The following is a 26183-nucleotide window of genomic DNA, read 5'->3' as shown; positions in this document are numbered from 1 at the left end:
CAACCCGCCGAGGAAAAGGAACAGACATGGAGCGTTCAGCCCGCCCCCGCCGCAACCTGAGGGCGCTGCTCGCACCCGCGACCGACAACTGGCTCTCACGCGGCTATCTCGCGGTGGTCGCGGCGTCGATCGGCTTCTTCCTGTACGCCGTCCACCTCTCCCCGGACCCGGGTTTCGCCGCGATCTGGCCCGTCTTCGCCACGGCTCCGCTCGGCATGGCGGCGCTGCTGCTGGCGGCTCCCGGGCTGTGGCCCGACTGGCTGGGCACGCTGCTCTTCGCCGCCGGTGCGGCCGCGGCGGGACTGGTCAACGCCACGGTGCTGGGCATGCTGGTCCGCGGGCTGCGCACCCCGCGGACGCGTCCCACGGCTCACTGATACGGCTGCTGCTGCGGCTGCCCGTACGCCGGGGCGGCCCCGGTGGCCTGCGCCTGGAGCTGTTCCGCCTGCTCCTTCGGCACCCTGTGCTCGGTGCCGCAGAAGGTGCACTGCGTCGCGTACTTCGTCGACACCGGGAACAACGGCACGAAGAACAGCGTGAACTTGGTGACCCGCTTGCGCAGGGTGTGCGCGGCGGGGTTGCCGCACTGGCCGCAGACCAGGGTGAGGATCGCCAGCTGGTACAGGTACCCCTTGGTGCCAAAGATGATCATCTCGCGCCGCCTCCCGGTCGGTTCCGTTCCTCACAGTGTCAGGGATGACGGATGCCCCCCGCCCGGGTGGGGCGGGGGGCATCCGTTCTGCCGTACGAGGATCTGCCGTACGCGGACTACTTCACCGGCTCCGGCTCCGGCTCGCTCTCCGTCTCCGCGGCGTCCTCCGGGTCGACCGGGGTCTTCACGGACTCCAGGAGGAGCTGGGCGACGTCGACGACCTGGATGGACTCCTTGGCCTTGCCCTCGTTCTTCTTGCCGTTCACGGAGTCCGTGAGCATGACCAGGCAGAACGGGCAGGCCGTGGACACGATGTCGGGGTTCAGGGAGAGAGCCTCGTCGACGCGCTCGTTGTTGATGCGCTTGCCGATCCGCTCCTCCATCCACATCCGCGCACCACCGGCGCCGCAGCAGAAGCCGCGCTCCTTGTGGCGGTGCATCTCCTCGTTGCGGACGCCCGGGACGCTGGCGATGATCTCGCGCGGCGGCGTGTAGATCTTGTTGTGCCGGCCCAGGTAGCAGGGGTCGTGGTAGGTGATGATGCCCTCGACCGGGGTCACCGGGACCAGCTTGCCCTCGTCCACCAGGTGCTGGAGCAGCTGGGTGTGGTGGATGACCTCGTAGTCGCCGCCGAGCTGCGGGTACTCGTTGCCGATGGTGTTGAGGCAGTGCGGGCAGGTCGCGACGATCTTCTTCGCGGACTTCGGCTTCGCCGACTCCGGCGTGACCTTGCCGTCCTCGTCCATCTCCTCGCCGAACGCCATGTTCAGCGCGGCCACGTTCTCCATGCCGAGCTCCTGGAACAGGGGCTCGTTGCCGAGGCGGCGGGCGGAGTCACCGGTGCACTTCTCGTCGCCGCCCATGATCGCGAACTTGACGCCCGCCATGTGGAGGAGCTCCGCGAAGGCCTTCGTCGTCTTCTTGGCGCGGTCCTCGAGGGCGCCGGCGCAGCCGACCCAGTACAGGTACTCGACCTCGGTGAGGTCCTCGATGTCCTTGCCGACGACCGGGACCTCGAAGTCGACCTCCTTGAGCCACTCCAGGCGCTGCTTCTTGGCCAGGCCCCAGGGGTTGCCCTTCTTCTCCAGGTTCTTGAGCATCGTGCCCGCCTCGGACGGGAACGCGGACTCGATCATCACCTGGTAGCGGCGCATGTCGACGATGTGGTCGATGTGCTCGATGTCGACCGGGCACTGCTCGACACAGGCGCCGCAGGTGGTGCAGGACCACAGGACGTCCGGGTCGATGACGCCGTTCTCCTCGGCGGTGCCGATCAGCGGGCGCTCGGCCTCCGCGAGGGCGGCGGCGGGGACGTCCTGGAGAGCCTCGGCAGACGCCTTCTCCTCGCCCTCCATCGTCTTGCCGCCGCCCGCGAGCAGGTACGGCGCCTTGGCGTGGGCGTTGTCGCGCAGCGACATGATGAGGAGCTTCGGGGAGAGCGGCTTGCCCGTGTTCCAGGCGGGGCACTGCGACTGGCAGCGGCCGCACTCGGTGCAGGTGGAGAAGTCCAGCAGGCCCTTCCAGGAGAACTGCTCGACCTGGGAGACACCGAAGACGTCGTCCTCGCCGGGGTCGGTGAAGTCGATCGGCTTGCCGCCGGAGGTCATCGGCAGCAGCGCGCCCAGCGAGGTCTCGCCGTTGGCGTTGCGCTTGAACCAGATGTTCGGGAAGCCGAGGAAGCGGTGCCAGGCCACGCCCATGTCGGTCTTCAGCGCGACGACGATCATCCAGGTGAAGGAGGTCGCGATCTTCAGGCCGGCGAAGAAGTAGGTGAGGTTCTGGAGCGTGGAGAGGTCCAGGCCCTCCAGCGCCGAGACGACCGGGTACGAGATGAAGAACGAGGCCTCGTAGCTGTCGACGTGGTGCTGGGCGCCCTCCAGCGCGTGCAGCATGAAGATGCAGACGCCGACGGTCAGGATGACGGTCTCGACGAAGTACGCCTGGCCCGTGTTGGAGCCCGCGAACCGGGACTTGCGGCCCGCCCCGCCCGGCCGCGACAGCTGCCGGATGGCGATCAGCACCAGGATGCCGACCACGGTCATGGTGCCGATGAACTCGACGAAGACGTTGTACGGCGCCCACTCGCCGATGATCGGCAGCAGCCAGTCGGCCTGGAAGAGCTGGCCGATGGCGTTCACGATGGTCAGCAGCAGCGTGTAGAAGCCGATCGCCACGAACCAGTGCGCGATGCCGACGACGCCCCAGCGGTTCATCCGGGTGTGGCCGAGGAACTCCTTGGCCAGGGTGATGGTCCGCAGGACGGGGTCATTGGTCCGGGCCCCGGCCGGGATCGGCTGGCCGAGCATCATGAAGCGGACGATCTGCGCGATGGCTCGGCCGAACAGGGCGACGCCGACCGCCATGGTGACCATCGACACGATGATCGCGGCGAGTTGCATTTCGGGGCTCCTCGGGCCTGCGAGGTTCTTCGGGGGAAGGGTGCTCAGCGGTATTACTAAGCGGTAACTTATGCAGTCCGTCTGAGACTACCTCCATCGTCCGTCGCACTGTAGTCAGCGCCTCGGTGATCTGTGTCGCTGAGGGTTGCCTTAAGAACCGATCGTGTTATTCACGCCAAATTAGTACATACGGCACTAATTTAGATCCGTGCTCTACGGGATCGCCGCCGCCACCGCCGCCCTGTTCCTCTCCGCCGTCCTCACCGCCCTGGTCAGGGCGCCCGCGCTGCGCCTCGGGCTGCTCGACCGACGGCGGCAGCGACCGCTGCCGCTGGGTGGCGGAGCGGCCGTCGTGCTGGTCACCGGTCTGGTCGCGGCGGCCGGCGACTGGACCGGCCTCGCCCCCCTCGGTACGGGCGTCCCCCGACTGCTCGTCGCGGGAGCGGCCGTCGCGGCCCTCGGCCTGGTCGCCGACGTACGCAGGGTCAAGGCTCGCTTCCTGCTGGGCGGTACGGCCGTGGCGGCGGCCTCGGCGGTGCCGTACGGGGAGACCGGGCCGCTGGGCGGGCTCGCCGCCGTCTGCTGGATCGTGGCCGTGACCCTCGGCTTTCGGGCGCTGGACCACGCCGACGCCCTCGCCGGGACCGTCGCGGTGGTCACCGCCTTCGGGATCGGCGCCTGCGCGGCGGCGGAGGTGATGGACGGGCTCGCGGTGCTGCTGAGCGTGCTGGCCGCCGCGCTCACCGGGTTCCTGATGCACAACTGGCATCCCGCGCGCGTGGGGCTCGGCGCCTGCGGCTCGCTGTTCGCCGGGTTCACCCTCGCCTCGGCGGCCGTACTGACCCGGACGGGGTACGAAGGGGGCGCCAGCGCAGGTGTGCTGTTCGCGCTCACTGCGGTCGCGAGCGCCGATGTCGTCCTGGTCGTCCTGGCCCGGCGGCTCGGCGGACGGCCACTGCTGAGGGGCGGGCCCGACCATCTCGCCCACCGGCTGCGGCGGCTCGGGCTCACCCCGCAGGGCGCGACCGTCGTCCTCGGTGCGGGGGCCTTCGGAGGGGTCCTCGTCGGGGTGCTGGTGCACCTCGGGTGGATCGCCGCGACGGGGGTGCTGTGGGTCGGTGCGGGGGCCCTGGCGGCCGTACTCCTCCTCCTCAAGGCGAAGCGGCCGCGGCCTCGGCGGACTGCTTCTGTGCAGGTCAGAGCCCAATTGCGTGTAAGGAACGGATAAGAGTTGAGCCTCACAGACTCAGGTCTGTTGACCGGGCGGGGGGTCTCGTGCACACTTGAGTCCGTTCCACTCAAGTCAGCTGGAGGAATCAACCATGGCACGTGCGGTCGGCATCGACCTGGGCACGACTAACTCCGTCGTCAGCGTTCTGGAGGGCGGCGAGCCCACCGTCATCACCAACGCCGAGGGTGCCAGGACCACGCCGTCCGTCGTCGCCTTCGCGAAGAACGGTGAGGTGCTCGTCGGCGAGGTCGCCAAGCGCCAGGCGGTCACCAACGTGGACCGGACCATCCGCTCCGTGAAGCGCCACATGGGCACGGACTGGAAGATCGAGCTCGACGGGAAGCCCTTCAACCCGCAGCAGATCTCCGCGTTCATCCTTCAGAAGCTGAAGCGCGACGCCGAGTCCTACCTGGGCGAGAAGGTGACCGACGCGGTCATCACCGTCCCGGCGTACTTCAACGACTCCGAGCGCCAGGCGACGAAGGAAGCCGGTGAGATCGCCGGTCTCAACGTCCTTCGCATCGTCAACGAGCCCACCGCGGCCGCGCTCGCCTACGGCCTCGACAAGGACGACCAGACGATCCTCGTCTTCGACCTCGGTGGCGGCACCTTCGACGTGTCCCTCCTGGAGATCGGTGACGGCGTCGTCGAGGTGAAGGCCACCAACGGCGACAACCACCTCGGTGGTGACGACTGGGACCAGCGCGTCGTCGACTTCCTGGTCAAGCAGTTCATGTCCGGTCACGGCGTGGACCTGTCCAAGGACAAGATGGCCCTCCAGCGTCTGCGTGAGGCTGCCGAGAAGGCCAAGATCGAGCTGTCCTCGTCCACCGAGACCTCGATCAACCTGCCCTACATCACCGCCTCCGCCGAGGGCCCCCTGCACCTCGACGAGAAGCTCACCCGCGCCCAGTTCCAGCAGCTGACCGCGGACCTGCTGGAGCGCTGCAAGACGCCGTTCCACAACGTCATCAAGGACGCCGGGATCGCCCTGTCCGAGATCGACCACGTCGTTCTCGTCGGTGGCTCGACCCGTATGCCGGCCGTCGCCGAGCTCGTCAAGGAGCTGACCGGCGGCAACGAGGCCAACAAGGGCGTGAACCCGGACGAGGTCGTCGCCATCGGCGCCGCCCTCCAGGCCGGTGTCCTCAAGGGTGAGGTCAAGGACGTCCTGCTCCTCGACGTGACCCCGCTGTCTCTTGGCATCGAGACCAAGGGCGGCATCATGACCAAGCTCATCGAGCGGAACACGACGATCCCGACCAAGCGGTCCGAGATCTTCACCACCGCCGAGGACAACCAGCCCTCCGTGCAGATCCAGGTCTACCAGGGCGAGCGCGAGATCGCGGCGTACAACAAGAAGCTCGGGATGTTCGAGCTGACCGGTCTGCCGCCGGCCCCGCGCGGTGTCCCGCAGATCGAGGTCGCCTTCGACATCGACGCCAACGGCATCATGCACGTGACCGCGAAGGACCTCGGCACGGGCAAGGAGCAGAAGATGACCGTCACCGGCGGCTCCTCGCTGCCGAAGGACGAGGTCGACCGCATGCGCCAGGAGGCCGAGCAGTACGCGGAGGAGGACCACAAGCGCCGCGAGGCCGCCGAGACCCGCAACCAGGGCGAGCAGCTCGTCTACCAGACCGAGAAGTTCCTCAAGGACAACGAGGACAAGGTCCCGGGCGAGATCAAGACCGAGGTCGAGGCGTCCGTCGAGGAGCTGAAGGCCGCGCTCAAGGGCGAGGACATCAGCGAGATCCGCACCGCCACCGAGAAGGTCGCCGCGGTCTCCCAGAAGCTCGGCCAGGCGATGTACGCCGACGCCCAGGGCGCGCAGGCCGCCGGTGACGCCGGTGCCGCGGGCGAGCAGCCCAAGGCCGACGACGATGTCGTCGACGCCGAGATCGTCGACGACGAGCGCAAGGACGGTGCCGCGTGACGGAGGAGACCCCGGGCTTCGAGGAGAAGCCCGACGTCCCCTCCGGCGCCACCCCCGACGACGCCGAGGCGAAGGCCGCACCCCAGCCGAACGGCGAGGGTGCGGCCCCGGCCGGGGACGTAACCGCAGACGCCGGTCTGATCGCCCAGCTGGACCAGGTACGCACCGCGCTCGGTGAGCGCACCGCGGACCTCCAGCGGCTCCAGGCCGAGTACCAGAACTACCGCCGCCGCGTGGAGCGGGACCGGATCACGGTGCGGGAGATCGCCATCGCGAACCTCCTGACCGAGCTCCTTCCCGTGCTCGACGACATCGGCCGCGCCCGGGAACACGGCGAACTCGTCGGCGGATTCAAGTCCGTCGCGGAGTCGCTGGAGACCGTCGCGGCGAAGATGGGTCTTCAGCAGTTCGGCAAGGAGGGCGAGCCCTTCGACCCGACGATCCACGAGGCCCTGATGCACTCCTACGCACCGGACGTCACCGAGACGACCTGCGTCGCGATCCTCCAGCCGGGGTATCGCATCGGCGAGCGCACCATCCGCCCCGCGCGGGTGGCCGTCGCCGAGCCGCAGCCGGGCGCGCAGACGGTCAAGGGCGAGGACGCCGCCGAGGCCGGCGAGGAGAAGGACAACGGCCCTGAAGGGGCCTGATCGAAGGAAGGAGGGACGTCGGGGATGAGCACCAAGGACTTCATCGAGAAGGACTTCTACAAGGTCCTCGGCGTCCCCAAGGACGCCACCGAGGCCGAGATCAAGAAGGCGTACCGGAAGCTCGCCCGCGAGTTCCACCCGGACGCCAACAAGGGCAACGCCAAGGCCGAGGAGCGCTTCAAGGAGATCTCCGAGGCGAACGACGTCCTCGGCGACCCCAAGAAGCGCAAGGAGTACGACGAGGCGCGCGCCCTCTTCGGCAACGGCGGGTTCCGCCCGGGGCCGGGCGCGGGCGGCGGCAACTTCAACTTCGACCTGGGCGACCTTTTCGGAGGCGGCGCCCAGGGCGGCGGGGGCTCCGGCGGCTTCGGCGGCGGGATCGGTGACGTCTTCGGGGGACTGTTCAACCGGGGCAGCTCGGGTACCACCCGGGTGCAGCCCAGGCGCGGCCAGGACATCGACACCGAGGTCACGCTCACCTTCACCGAGGCGATCGAGGGCGCGACCGTGCCCCTGCGGATGTCCTCGCAGGCCCCGTGCAAGGCCTGTTCCGGCACCGGCGACAAGAACGGCAACCCGCGGGTCTGCCCGACCTGCGTCGGCACCGGACAGGTGGCCCGGGGCTCCGGCGGCGGCTTCTCGCTGACCGACCCCTGCCCGGACTGCAAGGGCCGCGGACTGATCGCGGAGGAGCCCTGCGAGATCTGCAAGGGCAGTGGCCGGGCAAAGTCCTCGCGGACCATGCAGGTGCGCATCCCGGCCGGGGTCAGCGACGGCCAGCGGATCCGGCTGCGTGGGAAGGGAGCGCCCGGAGAGCGGGGCGGCCCCTCCGGGGATCTGTACGTCACGGTGCATGTGGACGCCCACCCGGTCTTCGGCCGCAAGGGCGACAACCTGACGGTGACGGTTCCGGTGACGTATCCGGAGGCGGCGCTCGGCGGTGAGGTCAGGGTCCCGACCCTGGGCGGACCGCCGGTCACGCTGAAGCTGCCCCCGGGCACGCCCAACGGCCGCACCATGCGCGCCCGTGGGAAGGGCGCGTTCCGCAAGGACGGCACCCGCGGGGACCTGTTGGTCACCGTCGAGGTGAGTGTTCCGAAGGACCTGACGGGGAAGGCTCGTGACGCGCTGGAGGCGTATCGCGAGGCGACCGCGGGCGAGGACCCGCGGGCGGAGCTGTTCCAGGCCGCGAAGGGAGCATGACGGAGATGGACGGTCGTCGACGCAGTGACAATTTCCGAGGGCCGTATGAACTGACCGAGGAGACCCCGGTCTACGTCATCTCGGTGGCGGCCCAGCTCTCCGGCCTGCACCCGCAGACGCTGCGCCAGTACGACCGACTGGGCCTGGTGTCTCCGGACCGCACCGCCGGACGGGGCCGCCGCTACTCGGCCCGCGACATCGAACTGCTGCGCACCGTCCAGCAGTTGTCGCAGGACGAGGGCATCAACCTGGCCGGCATCAAGCGCATCATCGAACTGGAGAACCAGGTCGCCGCGCTCCAGTCCCGAGTGGCCGAGCTTCAGGCGGCCGTCGAAGGGGCCGCGGCGGCGATGCAGCAGCGCGAGGCAGCGGTACACGCCTCGTACCGCCGCGACCTGGTGCCGTATCAGGAGGTCCAGCAGACCAGCGCGTTGGTCGTGTGGCGGCCCAAGCGGCAGCAGAACGACTGACGCGTTCTCAGGACGCGGAAGGGGCCGTGGGTTTCGAAGACCCACGGCCCCTTCGTCGTTCCCGCGCGGAACCTCCCGGTCATGATCACCTTTCGGTCACACAATCTCCATTCGGCCAAGATCACCGATATATCTCGCACTCCGGCCCCCCATGACCACGGGGGCCCTGAAAAGGAGTCGGAGTGCAACGCACCAACCGAAGACGGTGGATCCAGGCCACCGCGGCGCTGACGCTCGCGGGTTTCCTCACCGGTGACCCTTCCCTCGCGTCCCTCCCGGCGCCTGCCGCCGACCAGATCGTGAACAGCCCCGCCAAGGCCGTCACGCTCGGCGACGACAAGCCCGACATAGCCAAGCTGCTCGGGCTGAGCGAGGAGGAGGCCGCCCGGCGCAACGCCAAGATCCAGAACCGGCGCATCGAGCTGCTCTCCCAGCGCACCGAGTCCTCCTCGGTGTACGTGAACCCGGACGGCACGCTGACCGCCGAGACCTACGCGGGCCCCGTCCGGGTCAAGCAGGCCGACGGGTCCTGGAGCCACATCGACACCGGGCTCACCGACGAGGGCGCGGCCCTGGAACCGGAGACGGCGGCCGCCGACATCGCCGTCTCCGACGGCGGCGACAAGAAGCTGGCCTCCGTCGCCAAGGGCGGCGCCTCCATGGCGCTGGGCTGGGAGCACACTCTTCCCACGCCGACGGTGAAGGACGACACCGCCTCCTACGACCTGGGCGACGGGCAGACCCTGACGGTCACCGCCCTGAAGCAGGGCTTCTCCCAGAACGTCCTCCTCGACGAGGCGCCCACCGCAGACCTCACCTACCGCATCCCGGTCATCCTCAAGGGCCTCACCCTCTCCGAGGCGGACTCCGGGCATCTGCTGCTGAAGAACGGCGCGGGCAAGCTGGTCGCCGAGGCCCCGGCGCCGATGATGTGGGACTCATCGGTGGACAAGAGGTCCGGCGAGTCCAAGCATCTCGCGGCCTTGGACACCGAGATCGAGACCGCGGCCGACGGCACCCAGACGCTCGTACTGCGCCCGGACGCCGACTACTTCAGGCAGAACCTGACCTACCCGGTCACCGTCGACCCGACCAGCACGCTGGCGGTCACCACCGACACCTGGGTCGCCACCAATTACCCGGACTCGCAGGTCTCCTCGACGGAGTTGAAGTCGGGAACGTACAACGGCGGTACGACGGTGGCGCGTTCGTTCCTGAAGTTCGATCTCGCGGGCTACGAGGGCGTCCACGTCATCGACACCAACCTGGCCCTGTACTCGTACTGGTCCTCCTCCTGCACGGTGGGCACCGGCACGGCCGTGCGCCGGGTCACCGAGGCCTGGTCGTCGTCCGCGGTCACCTGGGCCGACCCGCCCGCCTCCACCACCACCGGACAGGTGATCAACACCGCCGCCAAGGGCTACTCGGCGGACTGCCCGGCCGGCACGCTGAACTTCGACATCGACACGATCGTCAAGGCCTGGACGAGCGGCACCGCCAACCACGGTCTGCTGGTCCGCGGTGTCGACGAGACCGACTCCTCGACCTGGCGGCGCTTCCACTCCGCCAACCACGTCTCCGGTGACGGCTCTACGGAACCGCACCTGACGATCACGTACAACACCTACCCCGAGGCGCCGGCCGCGCCGGCCCTGGCGCCGGTCGCGGGTACCGACGTGGTCACCTCGACCACTCCGGTGCTGTCGACGCTGGTGAACGACGGCGATCCGCAGCGGGCGCGCGCCCAGTACGTCATCGAGCCGGACCCGGCGTACAACGACACGACGTACACGCTCACCACGGACACGCCGTACGTCGACACCATGGAGGTCGCCGCCCTCGCCGTACCGGTGGAGAACCCGCTGCCCGACGGCAAGCACCTGCGGGTACGGGCCCGGGCCTACGACGGCACCGACTACTCCACGGCCTGGAGCGCCTGGAGGACCTTCACGGTCGACACCTCCAAGGCCCCCGCGCCCGAGGTGCCCAGCGACCTCGCGACGGGCGCCACACAGACGACGACCCCGCTGCTCACCGGCGTCGTCAAGGCCGCGGGCCGGGGCGCCGTGTCGGCCGAGTACCTGCTGTACGACGCCTCCGGCGCCACCTTGGGCGAGCCCCTCACCGCCTCCGTCCAGGACGGCGACCGGGCCGTCGCCAAGGTTCCGGACGCGCTGCTGACCGACGGCTCGACCTACCGCTGGAAGATGCGCGCCTGCGCGGAGGGCGTGTGTTCCGCGTACACCGCGCTCCAGACGTTCACGGTGGACGTGACCGAGGAGCCCGCGCCCTCCGGCACCACCGGCACCGTGCCCGCGGCGGTGACCGACCTCAAGGCCGTGCCCGGTGAGCACGGCGCCCTGGTGACCTGGTCCGCGGCGGAGTTCGTCGGCGAGGCGACCGACGTGGTCACCTACACGGTCACCGCGGTGGCCTCCGACGGGACGACGGTGGGCACCAAGACCACCACGGGCCTGTCCGCGGTCTTCGACAACCTCGACGCGGACGCCGGGGACGTCACCTACACCTTCAAGGTGACCGGCAAGAACGCCTACGGCACCGGCGCGACCGCCACGTCGGGCGGCATTGTCCCGGCGGCCGTGCCGGGCGGTACGGACGGGTACTCGACGGCCATGCAGGCGTACCACTTCGCCCGGGGCGGCCTCGTCCAGGGCAGCTACGTCGACGCGAACGACGCCGCCGCCAACAGCGCGTACGGCGCCCAGTTCGTCGGCCGTCTCGCCAAGGACCAGGAGGCGCTGCTGCGGGAGCGGGTGGCGGGCTCCGAGGACGACTCGGACAACGTCTCGCCCGAGGCCACCTTCACCGACGTCCTGGCCATCCCGTCGGCCGACGGCACGACGGTCACCCTGCGCGCGACGGTGCACACCGCGGACATCATCGTGACCGACGTCAGCACCGCCACCGCCGACCCGACCGACCAGACCGGCGAGACCGAGATGCGCTACACCTTCTCCGCCGGTACGGAGCCGGTCCTGCTGGCCGCAGTCACCGCCGCCGCCAAGGAGGTGGTGGTCCGGCCGACCGGCGCCGCGCTGGACGACTTCGCCAACGCCATCGAGGGAGACGTCCTGGCGGACGGTCTCGAACCCTCGGCGTTCGACGGTGACTCCACGGACGACGGCAGCGAGACCACCGCCACGACGGTCTCCTTCGACGCCGCTCAGGCCGGCACCTACCTGCGCACGGGAGCGGCCACCTGGGCCGTGTCCAACTGGGACGCGCCGGCCATGTACAGCCAGGACTGCACGAACTTCGTCTCCCGGGCGATGCACCTGGGCGGCGACATCAGGATGAAGGGCTCCGGGGACGAGAGCCACAAGAGCAAGGACCACTGGTGGCGCAAGCCGAGCAACTGGATCCATGAGGAGACCTGGACGTGGATCAACGCGGCCTACCTCAAGACCTTCATGGAGCGGCACATGCTGCACTCCAAGCGGAACACGAGCAACGCCTTCACCGGTGACATCGTCCTCTACGACTGGAAGAACGACGGGAAGGTCGACCACGCCTCGATCATCAGCAAGATCAGCAACGGGAAGATCTACGTGACCCAGCACAACAAGAACTACAAGTACCGCAGCCTGGCCGCCCAGAAGAGCGCGGAGCCGAGGATGAAGATCTGGATCTACCGGCCCAAGCCGGAGTGGTACTGATGCGCCGGGGGCTCGGTGTGTGGGTCGTCGCCGCGGAGGCGGTGCTGACCCTGATCGTGGCTCGGACGCTGTGGACCTGGCGTGACGACCCGTATGTCTTCCTCGCGGACGTCCCGTACATGGAGTGGTCCAGCGTCGGACTCGCGGTCTCGCTCCTGCTGACCCTGGCCCTGGTCTCGCGGGAGCAGCTGTGGCCCCGGCGGGTCGGCTGGTCGCTGACGGCGGTACGGCTGTGCCTGCTGCCGTGCCTCGCGCTGGCCTGGTATCCGGCGATGTCGCCGTACATCTCGCTCTGGTGAAGCACCGCCGGGCCCACGCCAGTGGGCCCGGCTTTTTCTCATGGCGTCGTCAGGTCCAGCTCGGTCGCGACGACGATCTGCGCCTCGCCGGTCCACTGGAAGGAGGAGTTCCCGTCGTCGTCGATGGCGTCGACGATGAAGCAGGACTGCTCGCCGTCCGGGACGGTCTGATACTCGTACGAGGTGGTCCCGGCGCTCACGTAGTAGCCCGGGTAGAGGGAGCACACCTGCTGCTCCTCGTCGCCCCACAACTCGCCCCGGCGCACCACGTAACTCTCCAGGTCGGGTGTCGGATTGGCGTCCCAGGTCACGTAGAAGCCGTACTCGGTGGGCGTGACCTCGACCCCCGTCACCGCGGACGGCGGGGTGAGGTCCTTGCGCTTGCCGCTGACGGCGGTGGACCGCGCGGACTCGTTGCCCGCCGCGTCGAGCGAGGTCACCCGGTAGTAGTAGGTGGCGCCTTCCACGGCCGAGGTGTCCACGTAGGAGTCCTCCGCGGTGCTGCCGACCGGCGTGTACGTGCCGTCCGCCGTGGCCGCCCGGTACACCCGGTACGACGCGGCCCCCTCGACGGCGCCCCAGCCGACCCACAGCCCGTCCGGCTCGGAAGCCGTGCCGACCCCGCTCGGCACGCCGGGCGCCGTCCGGTCCGCCGTGGTGACGGCGAGCGCCGCCGCCCACGAGGAGACGTTGCCGGCCTTGTCGTAGGCGCGGACGGAGTACTCGAACGCGGCGCCGGTCACGGGAAGGGTGGCGTCCGTGTACGACGTCGACGTCGTCGTGGCGAGGGGCGTGGCGGGGAACGTGCCGCCCTTCTCCCGCCGGTAGACGCGGTACCCCGCGAGGTCCATCTCCTTGTTCTTCGCCCAGGTCAGCTTGGCCTTGCCGGTGGCCTGGTCGTAAGCGACCGCCGCTCCGGTCGGGCGCAGCGGGGCGACCGTGTCGACGGAGGCCGAAGTGCGGGGCGCGTAGCCGAACTTGACCTTGGCGGAGCCGGTCCAGTTGACGTAGTCGACGCGCAGGGTGTGCTTGCCGGCCGGGACGGTCACGTTGACGGTCTTGGAGACCGTGGTGGAGGTGTTCGTCCACAGGCTGATCTTGCGGGCGTCCGCCGTGCCGGGGTCCAGATAGACCCGGATGCCGTCGAGGCCGGACGCGCTGAGCGTGAAGGGTCCGCCGGACCCGAAGTCCCGGGTCACCGTCCAGCGCACGCCGAAGTTGTTGCTCGGCAGGCCCGAGGCCGGGGCGCCCGTGCCCCAGTCCTGGTCGATCGCGCTGTCGCAGTCGGTCTTCTGCGGGGTGCCGGAGAAGGTGGTGTTCGCGTAGAACGTCCGCTTGAACACCGGGGAGGTGCAGGTGACCGCGGCGGAGGCGGGAGTCGCTACGGCGGCGAGCAGGCCGGCCGCGGTGGCGAGCACGGTCGCGGCGGCCGTGCTTCTGGCTGGGTTCATTCGGTCCTCTGAGATGTGCGGAACAGCCGTCGGAAGCTGTCGTGATCACGACTCGCGAGGGGTGGGGTTGGTTGTACGGAGGGGTCGTAACGGGTGTTTGGAGGGGATTCCGCCATACCTTCACAGGCCAAGCGGAGCGTGGTGTTGCGGACTCGTTAAGTGATTCCGCTTGACGCTGGGGGGCGGTGCCGCGTTGGCTTTTCAGTCACCTGGGTCGCAATGCTGCGCCCGCGTCCGGAAGGCACCAGAAGTGAGCTCCCCAATGCGTCGTATCGCCATATGCGTGGCCGCGTCCTCGATGACCCTTTCGCTGTCCGCCTGTGGCGCCCTCGGAGTGACGGGAGACAGTGCCGACGCGAGTCCGACCAAGGGGAACGACATCACGGTGGGGCTGTTGCTGCCGGAGACGGCCAACACCCGGTACGACAAGTTCGACCACCCGATCATCCGGGCGAAGGTGGCCGAGCTCACCGACAACAAGGGCGAGGTCGTCTACGCCAACGCCGACGCGAGCGCCGCTACGCAGGGCACCCAGATGGAGAAGATGATCGACGACGGCGTCGACGTCATCCTGCTGGACGCCGTGGACTCCAAGTCCATCGCGGCCCAGGTGGAGAAGGCCAAGGAGGCCGGTATCCCGGTCATCGCCTACGACCGTCTCGCCGAGGGCCCGATCGAGGCGTACATCTCCTTCGACAACGAGCTCGTGGGCGAGGTGCAGGGCCGCTCCCTGATGGCCGCGCTCGGCGGTGACGTCGACACCTCGACGAAGATCGTCATGATGAACGGCTCGCCCACCGACCCGAACGCCAAGCAGTTCAAGGCGGGCGCGCTCTCCGAGCTCAACGGCCAGGTGACGATCGCGAAGACCTTCGACACCAAGGACTGGAAGCCGGAGAACGCCGAGGCCAACATGACCGAGGCGATCGAAGACATCGGTGTCAACAACATCGCCGCGGTGTACTCCGCCAACGACGGCATGGCCGGCGGTGTCATCAAGGCTCTGGAGGCCGCGGGCGTCACCGAGCTGCCGCCGATCACCGGCCAGGACGCCGAACTCGACGCCGTGCAGCGGATCGTCGCCGGCGAGCAGTACATGAGCGTCTACAAGTCCTACCCCGAGGAGGCCGAGGCGGCCGCCGAGATGGCGGTGGCCAAGGTCCAGGGCAAGGACATCAAGTTCGACTCCCTGACCGCCGACCGGGTCGACAGCCCCACCACCAAGGACATCCCCGCCCAGCTGGTCCCGGTGGTCGCGCTGACGACGGAGAACATCAGCGACACCGTCGTCAACGACGGCATCTACAAGATCGCCGAGATCTGCACCAGCAAGTACAAGGCGGCGTGCGACGAGATCGGCCTCAAGTAGTCACGGCCAGGCGTAGTGCCGGAGGGCTCGGTTCCGTGCGGACCGGGCCCTTCCGCTGCTCCGGGGCATGTCCGGAAACCGTGTTCGGGTGGTTGGGTTCCATAAGCGAACAAATCAGGTCCAGTCGGGCGGCTGAGACCCCTGAGGCGTGTTGCGGACCACGTCCCGTCCGCGCATAGTTGCGCTGCGGAAGACGCGGAAACCGGGGGTGGGATGGGCGATGGCCGGGCACGGGACGGATGGGCATCCACACGGTGCTGACCGACTGTGCGAGGCCGGGGATCGGGTGTATTCCCGGGCCGTACGGCGCGGCCGTGTGCCCAGGGTCGAGGCGGATGCGGTGCCCTGTCTGCTGGAGCTGGCCCTGCTGCACCCGGACCCCGACGACATGGCCTGGCTGGTGCCGACCTCCCCGCAGGAGGTCATGACCCGGCTGCTGCGCGGGGTGTACGACGAGGTCAGCGCGAGCCAGCGGCGGATGGGCTCGGCGGTGGCCGCGTTCGAGTGGTACGCCGGGCTCGGCCCGCTGCCGCAGAACGCGGTCGGAGAGGGCAGCGCGATCCGGGTCCTGGACGGCCTCTCCCGGATCCAGGCCGCGATGGACACGGCCACCGACGCCTGCACCACCGAGGTGCTCACCGTCCAGCCGGGCGGTATCCGCCCCGAGCACGAGCTGACGGAGGGCCTGCACCGGGCGATGGCGCTGCGCGGTCGCGGCGTCCGGATGCGCGACCTGTACACGCATGTGGCCCGGCACGGACAGGGGCTGCTCACCTACCTGGAGCTGATGGGCGACGCGGTGGAGGCGCGGACCCTGGAGGAGGTCATCGACCGCCTCATCCTCTTCGACCGCACCGTCGCCTTCATCCCGGCGAACGCCGATCGCACCCTCGCCCTCGAACTGCGCCACCCCGCGCTGGTGCAGTACCTGGTCACCGTCTTCGAACGCCTGTGGCGCCTGGCGATCCCCCTCACCGCGCCCCTGCCCGAGACCGGCATCGAGGGCATCTCCTACCGCGAACGCTCCATCGCCGCCCTGCTCGCCGAGGGCCACCAGGACGCGGTCATCGCCGAGCGGCTCGGCATCAGCGTACGCACCTGCCGGGCCCACATCGCCCGCCTCTCGGAGACCCTGGGCGCGGCGAGCCGCACCCAACTCGGGGTGCGGATCGCGCAGGTCGGCCTGATCGGGCCCGCGCGGGGCGCGGACGTCTCGCCGTCGCCCGCTATGCGCCTGCCTGATCCAGGATCCCGGACCGTCCGATGAGATAGCCGAGCTGGGCCCGGCTGTCGCTGCCCAGCGTCGCCGCCAGCTTGGCGATGTGGACGCGTGCGGTGCGGACGTTCATGCCGAGGCGGTCGGCGATGACCGCGTCCGTGTGTCCTTCGATGAGAAGGGCGGCTATGGCGCGTTGGCGGGGGGTGACGCCGTCGCGGACGGGTTGCTGGACGGCTTGCGGATACATGGGGGTGGCCAGGCGCCAGAGGCGGTCGAAGGCGGTGGCGAGGAAGCCGACGATCGCCGGGTGGCGGACCTTCAGGGCCAGCGTGCGGTCGGCGTTCGCCGGGATGAAGGCGACCGCGCGGTCGATGACGATGAGACGTTCCGTCACCTCGTCCAGGGTGCGGGCCTCCGCGTCCCCGCGCAGCCGCTCGTAGCGGGCGATGACGGTGGGCGCGTGCCGGAGGGTGTGCTGGTAGAGGGTGCGGATACGGCCGCCGCGGTCCAGCAGGGCCTGGTCGCGGGCCAGGGCCTCGACGTGCACGTTGGGCGGCGCCAGAGTGTGCGTGACGTGTGGCTGTACGGCGAGCAGTTCGGAGGATCCGGCCATGGCCTCGGCGATGGTCCGGCCGATGCGGTCGAGGCCGCTGAGGACGGTGACCGACGGGATGCCCGACGAGCCGCCCTGGGGGCCGTCGATCCGCATCAGCGGCTCGAACATCGCCGCCAGCCGCTCCTCCCGGCGGCGTTCGTCCGCGATGCGCTCCTCCGCCGCGCGCAGCATCTGGTGGAGCGCCACGACCGGGGACAGCGGCTCGAGCCGGTCGGGGGCCGTCACGCCGGGATGCAGCAGGCCGAGGTCGGCCAGGCAGGGGGCGGCCGCTGCGTCGGTGACGCTCACATGCCCTTCGCGCAGGGCCCGTTCGTACAGCTCGGTCGCTGCCGCGCACAGGTCTTCCGTGCCGTGCTCCGGGTGCGGCGCCGGGATCATTCGTTCACTCCCCCTGATCGAGGATGCCTGAAGCCGCGATGAGGTAGCCGAGTTGGGCGCGGCTCTCGCTGCCGAGGGCGGCGGCGAGTTTGGCGATGTGGACGCGGGCGGTACGGACGTTCAGGCCGAGACGGTCGGCGATGACTGTGTCGGTGTGGCCCTCGACGAGCAGGGTGGCTATGGCGCGCTGGCGGGGCGTGATGCCGTTGCGGACCGGTTGCCGGACCGTCTCGGGGTACATGGGGGTGGCCAGGCGCCAGAAGCGGTCGAACACGGTCACGTAGAAGGTGACCAGGGCGGGGTGGCGGACTTCGAGCGCGAGGGTGCGGTCCTTGCTGGCCGGGATGAAGGCGACCACGCCGTCGACGACGATGAGACGGTCGGTGACCTCGTCCAGCGTGCGGGCCTCGGCGTCGCCCCTGAGCTGTTCGTAGCGGGCGATCACGGCGGGGGAGTGGCGGACCGTGTGCTGGTAGAGAGTGCGGATGCGGCCGCCGCGGTCCAGGTGAGCCTGGTCGCGGCCCAGCGACGCGGCAAGGCGGGCACCGACGTCCTGGCCGGTGAACGGCTGGATGGTGAGCAGTTCACCCGAGGCTTTCGCAAGGGCCGCCTCGATGGCCTGGTTGATCCGGACGACACCGTTCAGAACGCTGACCGACGGAGTGTCCGCCACGGCCGTGTACCGTCCGGCGATGCCCATCAGAGATTCGAACATATCTGCCAACCGGGCCTCGCGCCGCCGTTCGTCCGCGATGCGGTCCTCGACGTCGCGCAGCAGTCGGTGGAACGCGAAGGCCGGCATGACGGGCCGCAACCGGCGCAGGTCCGCGAGGTCCGGTTGCAGTAGCCCGAGGTCGACCAGGCACGGCGCCGCGTCCGCCTCCTCGGCGTGAATCCGCCCTTCGCGAAGAGCGCGGGCGTACAGGCCCAGGCCCGCCTCGCACAGTTCCTCCGCTCCGTGCCTGTGAGCCTCGGTCACGGGTGGCCCTCACCTCTCGACATCGGGTGGTCGGGCTTGAGGATCCCCGACTGGGCGATGAGGAAGCCGAGTTGGGCGCGGCTTCCGCTGCCGAGTGCGGTCGCGAGCTTGGCTATGTGGGCTCGGCAGGTGCGTACGTTCATACCCAGGCGGCGGGCGATGGCCTCGTCGACGTGTCCTTCGACGAGGAGCTTGGCTATGGAGTGCTGGATCTCCGTGATGCCGTCCGTGTCGGTCTCGTACGGGGCGCCTGTGCTCAGTGGCACCGCACGGCCCCACATGAACTCGAAGACCTTGATCAGGTAGCGGACCATGCCGGGGTGGCGGAGTTCGAGGGCGACCGTGCCGTCGTCCCGGGTGGGGATGAAGGCGACGGTCTCGTCGCAGATGATCAGCCGCTCGACGAGTTCGTCGATGGTGCGGTACTCCACTTTGCCGCTGGCGAACTGGGCGACGTAGGCCAGTGTCTCGGGGCTGTAGCGAGCCGTGTGCTGGTAGAGGGTCCGGATGCGGCAGCCGCGTTCGATCAGTGGCCGGTCGCGTTCCAGCCCCTGAGCGAGGGTGTGTTCGGGCCGCCGGCGCATCGGCTGGACCGTGAGCATCTCGGTCGTGCACTGGGCCGTGGCCAGATCGAGTGCCGCGTTGATCCGGTCGATGCCTTCCAGCACGGTGATCGAGTGGGTGGTGGCCGGTGCCTGCGCGCTGAGCGTCATGAACGGCTCGAATGCTTCGGCGAGTTCGATCGACAACCGCCGCCGTTGGGTGATCTCGTGCTCGATCGGGCTGAGGCGCTGAGCCAACGCGACCGACGGGGCGACCGGGCGCAGCCAGCTCGCGTCATCCGGGTCGGGGTGAAGCAGGGCGAACTCCATGAGGCAAGGGGCGGTCTCCACGTCCGTTCGAGCGATACGTCCCGTCCGGAGTGCGATCCCATAAAGACGGTGACCCTCGTCGCACAGCTCGGTCAGCGCGTGCGAATGTGTCCCCTTAGTCTCATTCGTGGCCAATTCTCCACCCCCCAGGGTCCTGAACGTGCAGGAACATGATGCACCGATCGTGTGGCCATGACGTGCCGGAATGGGCCATCGTCTTAATCGACGGGGGAGAGGTGACCTTCAGATGAGGACGAAGCCGACTATGCATAAGAAGATGCTTCGCTCGGCGCTTGCCGCCGCCTTCTCCGCCGTTGTGGCTTTCGGGGTGCTGAGTGGCATGACGGAGGCGAAGGGTGACGCCCGGGCGGACAGTACTTGGCGCACGAACGCCGTGGCAGCTGTCCCCGGCGACAGTACGTGGGTGGTGGCGGCATCCGACCCGGCGGGCGGTGGGTCGACGGACGACAGCACTTGGGTCGCCGAGTCATGACCACCCCACCGGACGACCGAACCTTCCGACGTGAAATGGCCACCGCCTACCGATCCGGCTGGCACTTCATCGATCTGGTCACCGCCATCCCCCACGCTGGTGACTCGCTCATGGTGACGGTCTTCGGAGAGCCGGTGGTCGTCACCCGGGACGAGGACGAGGACGTGCGCGCCTATCGGTGCCTGCGGCGGCCCCGGGGGGCGCCACAGCCCGTGCGGTGCGCCATCCGATACGGAATGATTTTTGTGAACCTGGACCAGCGGGACCACCAGCAGCTGGTGGACCCGGAGGTCCCGGTACCCCGGACAATCTCAGCCACCCCCCGCAGTGCCTGACGCGATTCCCCCGTCGTAACAGATCGCTCAGGTGCTTCCCCCCGCAGCGGCGTCACCGTGACCTGAACACGGTGACGCCGCTGCAGTTTTACGGGAAATTTCGACGTATCCGCCGAGTCGCGCACTGGCCGAAAAGCATCGGTCAGCCGCGCCCCATCGCCCGCTCCAGTTCGATCTCGATCACCACGCGCGCCGGGTTCGGCGAGGGAGTGCGCTCATAGCGCTCGGCGTACCGCCGCTCGGCCTCCGCGATCCGCTCCGGCTCGGTGCGGACATGCGCCCGCCCCTCCAGCGTCGCCCATCGCCGCCCGGCCACCTGGCACACCGCGACCCGTGCTCCGTCCGGGCCGGCGGCCAGCACATTGGCGACCTTCGTGCTTGCTTTGTTCGCGATCACGCGGGCCAGCCCCGCCTCGGGGTCGTAGGTCACCCCGACCGGCACCACATGTGGGCTGCCGTCCGGGCGCGGGGTGGTCAGGGTGCACAGGTGCCGTTCCCGCCAGAAGCTGAGATACGCGGCGTCGGGGGCGGCGGGATCCACGGAGTGGCTCATGCCGTCGGAACTTAGCCGCCGGAGTCTCCCGGCACATACTTGAGTGGAATAGACTCAACTTTGTGTACGTTGGATGAGTCAGTGTGGATGAGGGCTGCTCGCCCGGTTGTCGACAGGAGGAGAAGGCGAACGTGGACGCAGAGCTGACCAACCGGAGCCGGGACGCCATCAACGCGGCCGGCAGCCGGGCCGTGACGGAGGGCAACCCGGACCTCACGCCCGCCCACCTGCTCCTGGCTCTGCTCCAGGGGCAGGACAACGAGAACATCGTCGACCTGCTGGCCGCCGTGGAGGCGGATCAGGCCGCCGTGCGCGCCGGTGCCGAGAAGGTGCTGGCCGCGCTGCCGAGCGTGACCGGGTCCACCGTGGCGCCGCCGCAGCCGAACCGGGAGCTGCTCGCCGTCATCGCCGAGGCGGGCGCCAAGGCCAAGGAGCTCGGCGACGAGTACCTCTCCACCGAGCACCTGCTGATCGGGATCGCCGCGAAGGGCGGCCAGGCCGGCGACGTACTCTCCCAGCACGGCGCCACCGCGAAGAAGCTGCTGGAGGCGTTCCAGAAGGCAAGGGGAGGACGCCGGGTGACCACAGCCGACCCGGAGGGGCAGTACAAGGCGCTGGAGAAGTTCGGCACCGACTTCACGGCCGCCGCACGCGAGGGCAAGCTCGACCCGGTCATCGGCCGGGACCAGGAGATCCGCCGGGTCGTCCAGGTGCTGTCCCGCCGTACCAAGAACAACCCGGTCCTGATCGGTGAGCCCGGCGTCGGCAAGACCGCCGTCGTCGAGGGGCTCGCCCAGCGGATCGTGAAGGGTGACGTGCCCGAGTCGCTCAAGGACAAGCGGCTCGTCGCGCTGGATCTGGGCGCGATGGTCGCCGGGGCCAAGTACCGGGGCGAGTTCGAGGAGCGGCTGAAGACCGTCCTCGCGGAGATCAAGGACTCCGACGGGCAGATCATCACCTTCATCGACGAGCTGCACACCGTCGTCGGGGCCGGGGCGGGCGGGGACTCCGCCATGGACGCGGGCAACATGCTCAAGCCGATGCTCGCCCGCGGTGAACTGCGCATGGTCGGTGCCACCACCCTGGACGAGTACCGCGAGCGGATCGAGAAGGACCCCGCCCTGGAGCGGCGCTTCCAGCAGGTGCTGGTGGCCGAGCCGACGGTCGAGGACACCATCGCGATCCTGCGCGGTCTGAAGGGCCGCTACGAGGCCCACCACAAGGTGCAGATCGCCGACAGCGCGCTGGTCGCCGCCGCCACCCTCTCCGACCGGTACATCACCTCCCGCTTCCTCCCCGACAAGGCCATCGACCTGGTCGACGAGGCCGCCTCCAGGCTCCGGATGGAGATCGACTCCTCCCCGGTCGAGATCGACGAACTCCAGCGCTCCGTCGACCGGTTGAAGATGGAGGAGCTGGCGCTGAGCAAGGAGACCGACCCGGCCTCCCGGGAGCGCCTGGAGCGGCTGCGCCGTGACCTCGCCGACAAGGAGGAGGAGCTGCGGGGCCTGACCGCCCGCTGGGAGAAGGAGAAGCAGTCCCTGAACCGGGTCGGCGAGCTGAAGGAGCGGCTCGACGAACTGCGCGGGCAGGCCGAACGGGCTCAGCGCGACGGCGACTTCGACACCGCGAGCAAGCTGCTCTACGGCGAGATCCCGGGTATGGAGCGGGACTTGGCGGAAGCGTCCCAGGCCGAGGAGGAGGCCGCCAAGGACACCATGGTCAAGGAGGAGGTCGGCGCCGACGACATCGCCGACACCGTGGCCGCCTGGACCGGCATCCCGGCCGGGCGCCTGATGGAGGGCGAGACCCAGAAACTGCTGCGTATGGAGGAGGAGTTGGGGCGCCGTCTGATCGGTCAGGCGGAGGCCGTGCAGGCTGTTTCGGACGCGGTACGGCGGACCCGCGCGGGCATCGCCGACCCCGACCGGCCCACCGGCTCCTTCCTCTTCCTCGGCCCGACCGGCGTCGGCAAGACCGAACTCGCCAAGGCCCTCGCCGACTTCCTCTTCGACGACGAGCGGGCCATGGTCCGCATCGACATGTCGGAGTACGGCGAGAAGCACAGCGTGGCCCGGCTGGTGGGCGCCCCTCCCGGCTACGTCGGCTACGAGGAGGGCGGCCAGCTGACCGAGGCGGTGCGCAGGCGGCCGTACAGCGTCGTGCTGCTCGACGAGGTCGAGAAGGCGCACCCGGAGGTCTTCGACATCCTGCTCCAGGTGCTGGACGACGGCAGGCTGACGGACGGCCAGGGCCGTACCGTCGACTTCCGCAACACGATCCTGGTGCTGACCTCCAACCTGGGCAGTCAGTTCCTGGTGGACCCGCTCACCGGCGAGCAGGAGAAGAAGGAGCAGGTGCTGGAGGTGGTGCGGAGCGCCTTCAAGCCGGAGTTCCTCAACCGGCTCGACGACCTGGTCGTCTTCTCGGCGCTGTCCAAGGACGAGCTGGGCCGGATCGCCCGGCTCCAGATCGACCGGCTGGCCAAGCGCCTCGCGGAACGCCGTCTCACCCTGGAGATCACCGACGAGGCCCTGGCCTGGCTCGCCGACGAGGGCAACGATCCGGCCTACGGCGCCCGGCCGCTGCGCCGGCTGGTCCAGACGGCCATCGGCGACCGGCTCGCCAAGGAGATCCTCTCCGGCGAGGTGAAGGACGGCGACACGGTCCGTGTCGACGCCTTCGGTGACGGCCTGATCGTGGGCCCGGCGACGGGCAAGACGCTCTGACGTCACCCATGGCACGACGGCCCGCCCCTCGCACCGCCGGGGCGGGCCGTCGTCGTCACGGAGTCACAGCGCTGCGGCGTCACTGAGTCACAGCGTGTGCGCGGAGAACCGCACCAGCGCGGTCGCGGCGTCCTCGTACTCCACGCTCACCCGCACCACCTGCGCACCCGCATCGGGATGCCCCGCCGGATCCTCCGCGGTCAGGCAGAGATCCGCGTCATGGACGCCGCAGCCGTCCGTCTCGGGCAACGGGGCGAACGGATACGTCAGGGCGAGCCACTCCTCCACGTCCGCCCGGGGCATCCGGAAGCGGGCGCTGTAGTAGAGGTCCTGGAAGCCCTGCTCCTCGCACTCCCCGACCATCTCGGCGCCGTCCGGCAGCTCGGCCCCGCCGAAGTGCAGGACGTCCACGCAGGGCACCGGTTTCGGTCCTGACTCGAACAGGTCGTCATCCGACAGCACCCAGATCGCGATCATGGCGACGAACCCGGCCAGGGCCAGCCCCGGCAGCAGCAGGATGGCGGCCACGATCCACCACCTGGTCCGTCCGCGAGCTGTGCCCTGCGTCATCGCCATGCCCCCTACTAACGGCCAGATCATGTCAGCCGAAGGCTGACAGGCCCCGGCGGGGCTTGCCACCCCCCTCCCCGCATGGGGGAGGATGGCGGAATCCGTACGAAGGGAAAAACACGGTGAGCATCGACCCGTCCTCGATTCCGAACTTCGGGGGCCAGCCCGAGCCGCAGCCCCAAGGACCGGCGGGCCCCGTCGTCCCGGATCAGGACCTCGTGAAGCAGCTCCTCGACCAGATGGAGCTCAAGTACGTCGTCGACGACGAGGGAGACCTCGCGGCGCCGTGGGAGCAGTTCCGCACGTACTTCATGTTCCGTGGCGAGGGTGACCAGCAGGTCTTCTCGGTGCGGACCTTCTACGACCGCCCGCACAAGATCGACGAGAAGCCGCAGCTGCTGGAGTCCATCGACGACTGGAACCGCCGCACCCTGTGGCCCAAGCTCTACACCCACACCCACGACGACGGCACCGTCCGCCTGATCGGCGAGGCACAGATGCTGATCGGCACCGGCGTCAGCCTGGAGCACTTCGTCTCCTCGACCGTCAGCTGGGTGCGGGCCGCGATCGAGTTCGACAAGTGGCTCGTCGAGCAGCTCGGTCTGGAGCAGGAGATCAACGACGCCGAGAAGCCCGAGGGCGACGAGGAGTAGTCGGCACCGCACACGGCGCACTCGCGCGAGAGCCCGGCCAGGGCACCGGTCACCACGACCAGGTGCCCGGGGCGGGCTCTTGCCGTACGCGGACGGTTCAGGGACTCGGTCCGCCTACTGGGAGGCGGCCGATCCTTTGTGGAGCCGTTTCTCACAGAGCAGGTAACCGGCGTGCAGGCGGTTGAGCGCGCCGAGCTCCTTGATGATCTCCGCGATGTGTCGTTGAACCGCACGCAGGGACAGCCCCAGACCTTCAGCGATCCGCTTGTCGCTGATTCCCTCGATCAACTGTTGCTCAATGGATGAGCGGATCGCGCTCGTGGTGATCTGGGTGGCCTTCCGGCCGTAGCTCACAGGGAAATCCGTGGCCACCGCCCAGGCGTGTTCAAACGCCTGCACCACCATGTCGACCAGGCTCGGGTTCCGGGCGATGAGTGCGCCCTTCCTGTTACCTCGCATGGAAAGTACGGCAACCCTGCGGTCGAAGATCAGGACACGAGGAAACCCCGCGGCTGTGGTGCGGACCACCGCACCGAGTCTGGCCACGTGTTCCACGTAGGCGATGGTGCCTTGATCGAACTGGGCGGAGTGCTGGTAGAGCGTGCGCATGCGCACGTGTCGGCGCAGGAGACCCTCGGTCTTCGCCAGCGACTCATGGATCAGCTCCTCCGGCCGCGGACCTCCGGGTTGCGAGGTCAGCACCTCCTCCTGGGCATCGGCCGACAGGCCGGTGATGAGGTCGCGAACAGCCGACAGGGAGTGAACCTCCTCCAGGTCGGGCACGCCTCGCGACCTGGTGTGCGTCTCGTACACGGGGGTGAGGGCGTCGAACGCCGCGCTGGTCGTGGCGATCGCGTGCTGGAGATCCTGGATCTGCCTGTGGAGCGGGCTCAGCGCGACCTCGCGCGCGGTCTCCGGAGAGACGGCGTGAAAGTGACCTTCCTCGGAAGGCCCCTGGAGCAGGCCCCAGTTGACCAGTGCCTGCGTGAACTGCTCGGCATCGGCGCCAGGGCAACGGATGGCGGCCTGAATCTCCTCAAGCGTCGCCCGCTCCCGGGTGAGGAGGTACGCGTAGACCTGCGCGGGTCCCGCCGTACCGGACTCCACGATGTCCGATCTATTCGTTTCCGTCACGAAGACGCCTTACGTTCAGGGGTCGCATTTTCGTCAGCGGCAACATGATCCCTTAGCCCGCTGGATCCGTGGCCTGCGCCTGGCGATAGTGGATTTGCCGCAGGTCACAAACCGAGCGGCGCAAGTTGACAGAGGGGTAACACATGATGAACGCCCTTTTCGATCGGGTTCGGCGAGCTGTGGTTGTGACGCTTGCCCTTGGCGCCCTGGCTCTCGTCCAGGCCGACGCCTTCTCCCCTGGCTCCGACGGCCCGTCGAGCCGCGAGGTCGTCGCGGCGCCGGGCGGCAACGATCTCGGCTGGGGATGACGCTGAT

The 26183-nt window shown here is 69.1% G+C and carries 23 protein-coding genes; 14 read left to right on the top strand and 9 right to left on the bottom strand.

The annotated features are described in order from the left end of the window. Window positions 1-26: 26 nt before the first annotated feature. Entirely contained in the window at window positions 27-377 is a 351-nt protein-coding gene (locus BN159_RS47115) for an SCO4225 family membrane protein (protein ID WP_015658987.1), read from the top strand. On the opposite strand, the gene BN159_RS20905 is transcribed toward BN159_RS47115, so the two are convergent. Both BN159_RS20905 and BN159_RS20900 read right to left on the bottom strand, forming a co-directional pair. Continuing rightward, window positions 371-652, bottom strand: coding sequence for a zinc-ribbon domain-containing protein (locus BN159_RS20905; protein WP_015658986.1), 282 nt, complete (start codon window positions 650-652; stop codon window positions 371-373). The genes BN159_RS47115 and BN159_RS20905 overlap by 7 nt on opposite strands. Window positions 653-768: 116 nt before the next feature. Next, on the bottom strand, window positions 769-3051 hold the full coding sequence (locus BN159_RS20900; protein ID WP_015658985.1) for a (Fe-S)-binding protein: 2283 nt from the start codon (window positions 3049-3051) through the stop codon (window positions 769-771). A 208-nt stretch (window positions 3052-3259) separates the two neighbouring features. On the opposite strand from BN159_RS20900, the gene BN159_RS20895 reads away from it, so the two are divergent. From BN159_RS20895 to BN159_RS20865, 7 genes are all read left to right on the top strand, one after another. After that, window positions 3260-4279 (top strand): MraY family glycosyltransferase, encoded by a 1020-nt coding sequence (locus tag BN159_RS20895; protein ID WP_015658984.1) that lies wholly within the window; start codon window positions 3260-3262, stop codon window positions 4277-4279. A 94-nt stretch (window positions 4280-4373) separates the two neighbouring features. Beyond that, a complete protein-coding gene (gene dnaK, locus BN159_RS20890) occupies window positions 4374-6218 on the top strand; it encodes a molecular chaperone DnaK (RefSeq protein WP_015658983.1) in 1845 nt (614 codons plus the stop codon). Further along, entirely contained in the window at window positions 6215-6868 is a 654-nt protein-coding gene (gene grpE / locus BN159_RS20885; protein ID WP_015658982.1) for a nucleotide exchange factor GrpE, read from the top strand. Before dnaK ends, grpE begins: the two co-directional genes overlap by 4 nt. A 24-nt stretch (window positions 6869-6892) precedes the next feature. Then, complete coding sequence (gene dnaJ / locus BN159_RS20880) at window positions 6893-8071, top strand: molecular chaperone DnaJ (RefSeq protein ID WP_015658981.1); 1179 nt, start codon at window positions 6893-6895, stop codon at window positions 8069-8071. Between the two features lie 5 nt (window positions 8072-8076). Further along, window positions 8077-8541 carry a heat shock protein transcriptional repressor HspR gene (locus tag BN159_RS20875; protein ID WP_015658980.1) on the top strand — a complete coding sequence of 155 codons (465 nt, stop codon included), beginning with the start codon at window positions 8077-8079 and terminating at the stop codon, window positions 8539-8541. A gap of 182 nt (window positions 8542-8723) precedes the next feature. After that, window positions 8724-12218 carry a DNRLRE domain-containing protein gene (locus tag BN159_RS42895; RefSeq protein WP_015658979.1) on the top strand — a complete coding sequence of 1165 codons (3495 nt, stop codon included), beginning with the start codon at window positions 8724-8726 and terminating at the stop codon, window positions 12216-12218. Then, the gene (locus BN159_RS20865; protein WP_015658978.1) at window positions 12218-12517 is read left to right on the top strand and encodes a hypothetical protein; all 300 of its coding nucleotides are present in this window, start codon (window positions 12218-12220) and stop codon (window positions 12515-12517) included. The genes BN159_RS42895 and BN159_RS20865 overlap by 1 nt, the downstream gene beginning before the upstream one ends. Before the next feature lie 38 nt (window positions 12518-12555). Here the strand turns inward: BN159_RS20865 and BN159_RS20860 are convergent, their stop codons facing one another. Continuing rightward, the gene (locus tag BN159_RS20860; RefSeq protein ID WP_015658977.1) at window positions 12556-13968 is read right to left on the bottom strand and encodes a fibronectin type III domain-containing protein; all 1413 of its coding nucleotides are present in this window, start codon (window positions 13966-13968) and stop codon (window positions 12556-12558) included. 262 nt (window positions 13969-14230) lie between these two features. Between BN159_RS20860 and BN159_RS20855 the strand changes: the two genes are divergently transcribed. Then, window positions 14231-15337: a substrate-binding domain-containing protein gene (locus BN159_RS20855; protein ID WP_015658976.1), complete on the top strand. Its 1107-nt coding sequence runs from the start codon at window positions 14231-14233 to the stop codon at window positions 15335-15337. A gap of 220 nt (window positions 15338-15557) precedes the next feature. Further along, window positions 15558-16604 carry a helix-turn-helix transcriptional regulator gene (locus BN159_RS20850; RefSeq protein WP_015658975.1) on the top strand — a complete coding sequence of 349 codons (1047 nt, stop codon included), beginning with the start codon at window positions 15558-15560 and terminating at the stop codon, window positions 16602-16604. Here the strand turns inward: BN159_RS20850 and BN159_RS20845 are convergent. Genes BN159_RS20845 through BN159_RS20835 form a run of 3 tightly spaced genes read right to left on the bottom strand, consistent with a single transcriptional unit; the run spans window position 16564 to window position 19401 of the window. Further along, a complete protein-coding gene (locus tag BN159_RS20845; RefSeq protein WP_015658974.1) occupies window positions 16564-17550 on the bottom strand; it encodes a helix-turn-helix transcriptional regulator in 987 nt (328 codons plus the stop codon). The genes BN159_RS20850 and BN159_RS20845 overlap by 41 nt on opposite strands. A 4-nt stretch (window positions 17551-17554) precedes the next feature. Then, on the bottom strand, window positions 17555-18529 hold the full coding sequence (locus BN159_RS20840) for a helix-turn-helix transcriptional regulator (RefSeq protein ID WP_015658973.1): 975 nt from the start codon (window positions 18527-18529) through the stop codon (window positions 17555-17557). Continuing rightward, window positions 18526-19401 (bottom strand): helix-turn-helix transcriptional regulator, encoded by an 876-nt coding sequence (locus tag BN159_RS20835; RefSeq protein ID WP_015658972.1) that lies wholly within the window; start codon window positions 19399-19401, stop codon window positions 18526-18528. Before BN159_RS20835 ends, BN159_RS20840 begins: the two co-directional genes overlap by 4 nt. Window positions 19402-19890: 489 nt before the next feature. Here BN159_RS20835 and BN159_RS20825 point away from each other — a divergent pair, with 489 nt between their 5' ends. Then, entirely contained in the window at window positions 19891-20229 is a 339-nt protein-coding gene (locus BN159_RS20825) for a Rieske (2Fe-2S) protein (protein ID WP_015658970.1), read from the top strand. 142 nt (window positions 20230-20371) lie between these two features. Here BN159_RS20825 and BN159_RS20820 read toward each other — a convergent pair whose 3' ends face one another. Next, the gene (locus tag BN159_RS20820; protein WP_015658969.1) at window positions 20372-20782 is read right to left on the bottom strand and encodes a pyridoxamine 5'-phosphate oxidase family protein; all 411 of its coding nucleotides are present in this window, start codon (window positions 20780-20782) and stop codon (window positions 20372-20374) included. Between the two features lie 131 nt (window positions 20783-20913). Between BN159_RS20820 and clpB the strand changes: the two genes are divergently transcribed. Continuing rightward, entirely contained in the window at window positions 20914-23511 is a 2598-nt protein-coding gene (gene clpB / locus BN159_RS20815; RefSeq protein ID WP_015658968.1) for an ATP-dependent chaperone ClpB, read from the top strand. An 87-nt stretch (window positions 23512-23598) separates the two neighbouring features. Here the strand turns inward: clpB and BN159_RS20810 are convergent, their stop codons facing one another. Continuing rightward, complete coding sequence (locus tag BN159_RS20810; RefSeq protein ID WP_051113528.1) at window positions 23599-24039, bottom strand: hypothetical protein; 441 nt, start codon at window positions 24037-24039, stop codon at window positions 23599-23601. Between the two features lie 164 nt (window positions 24040-24203). Here BN159_RS20810 and BN159_RS20805 point away from each other — a divergent pair, with 164 nt between their 5' ends. Then, window positions 24204-24734, top strand: a complete 531-nt coding sequence (locus BN159_RS20805) for a YbjN domain-containing protein (protein WP_015658966.1) — start codon at window positions 24204-24206, stop codon at window positions 24732-24734. 114 nt (window positions 24735-24848) lie between these two features. On the opposite strand, the gene BN159_RS20800 is transcribed toward BN159_RS20805, so the two are convergent. Continuing rightward, the gene (locus tag BN159_RS20800; protein WP_015658965.1) at window positions 24849-25868 is read right to left on the bottom strand and encodes a helix-turn-helix domain-containing protein; all 1020 of its coding nucleotides are present in this window, start codon (window positions 25866-25868) and stop codon (window positions 24849-24851) included. 185 nt (window positions 25869-26053) lie between these two features. Between BN159_RS20800 and BN159_RS47475 the strand changes: the two genes are divergently transcribed. Continuing rightward, window positions 26054-26176 (top strand): hypothetical protein, encoded by a 123-nt coding sequence (locus tag BN159_RS47475; protein ID WP_269450993.1) that lies wholly within the window; start codon window positions 26054-26056, stop codon window positions 26174-26176. Window positions 26177-26183: the final 7 nt, after the last annotated feature.

This window comes from Streptomyces davaonensis JCM 4913 (assembly GCF_000349325.1).
Lineage (GTDB): Bacteria > Actinomycetota > Actinomycetes > Streptomycetales > Streptomycetaceae > Streptomyces > Streptomyces davaonensis.
This window is presented reverse-complemented; position numbering and strand designations above follow the sequence as displayed.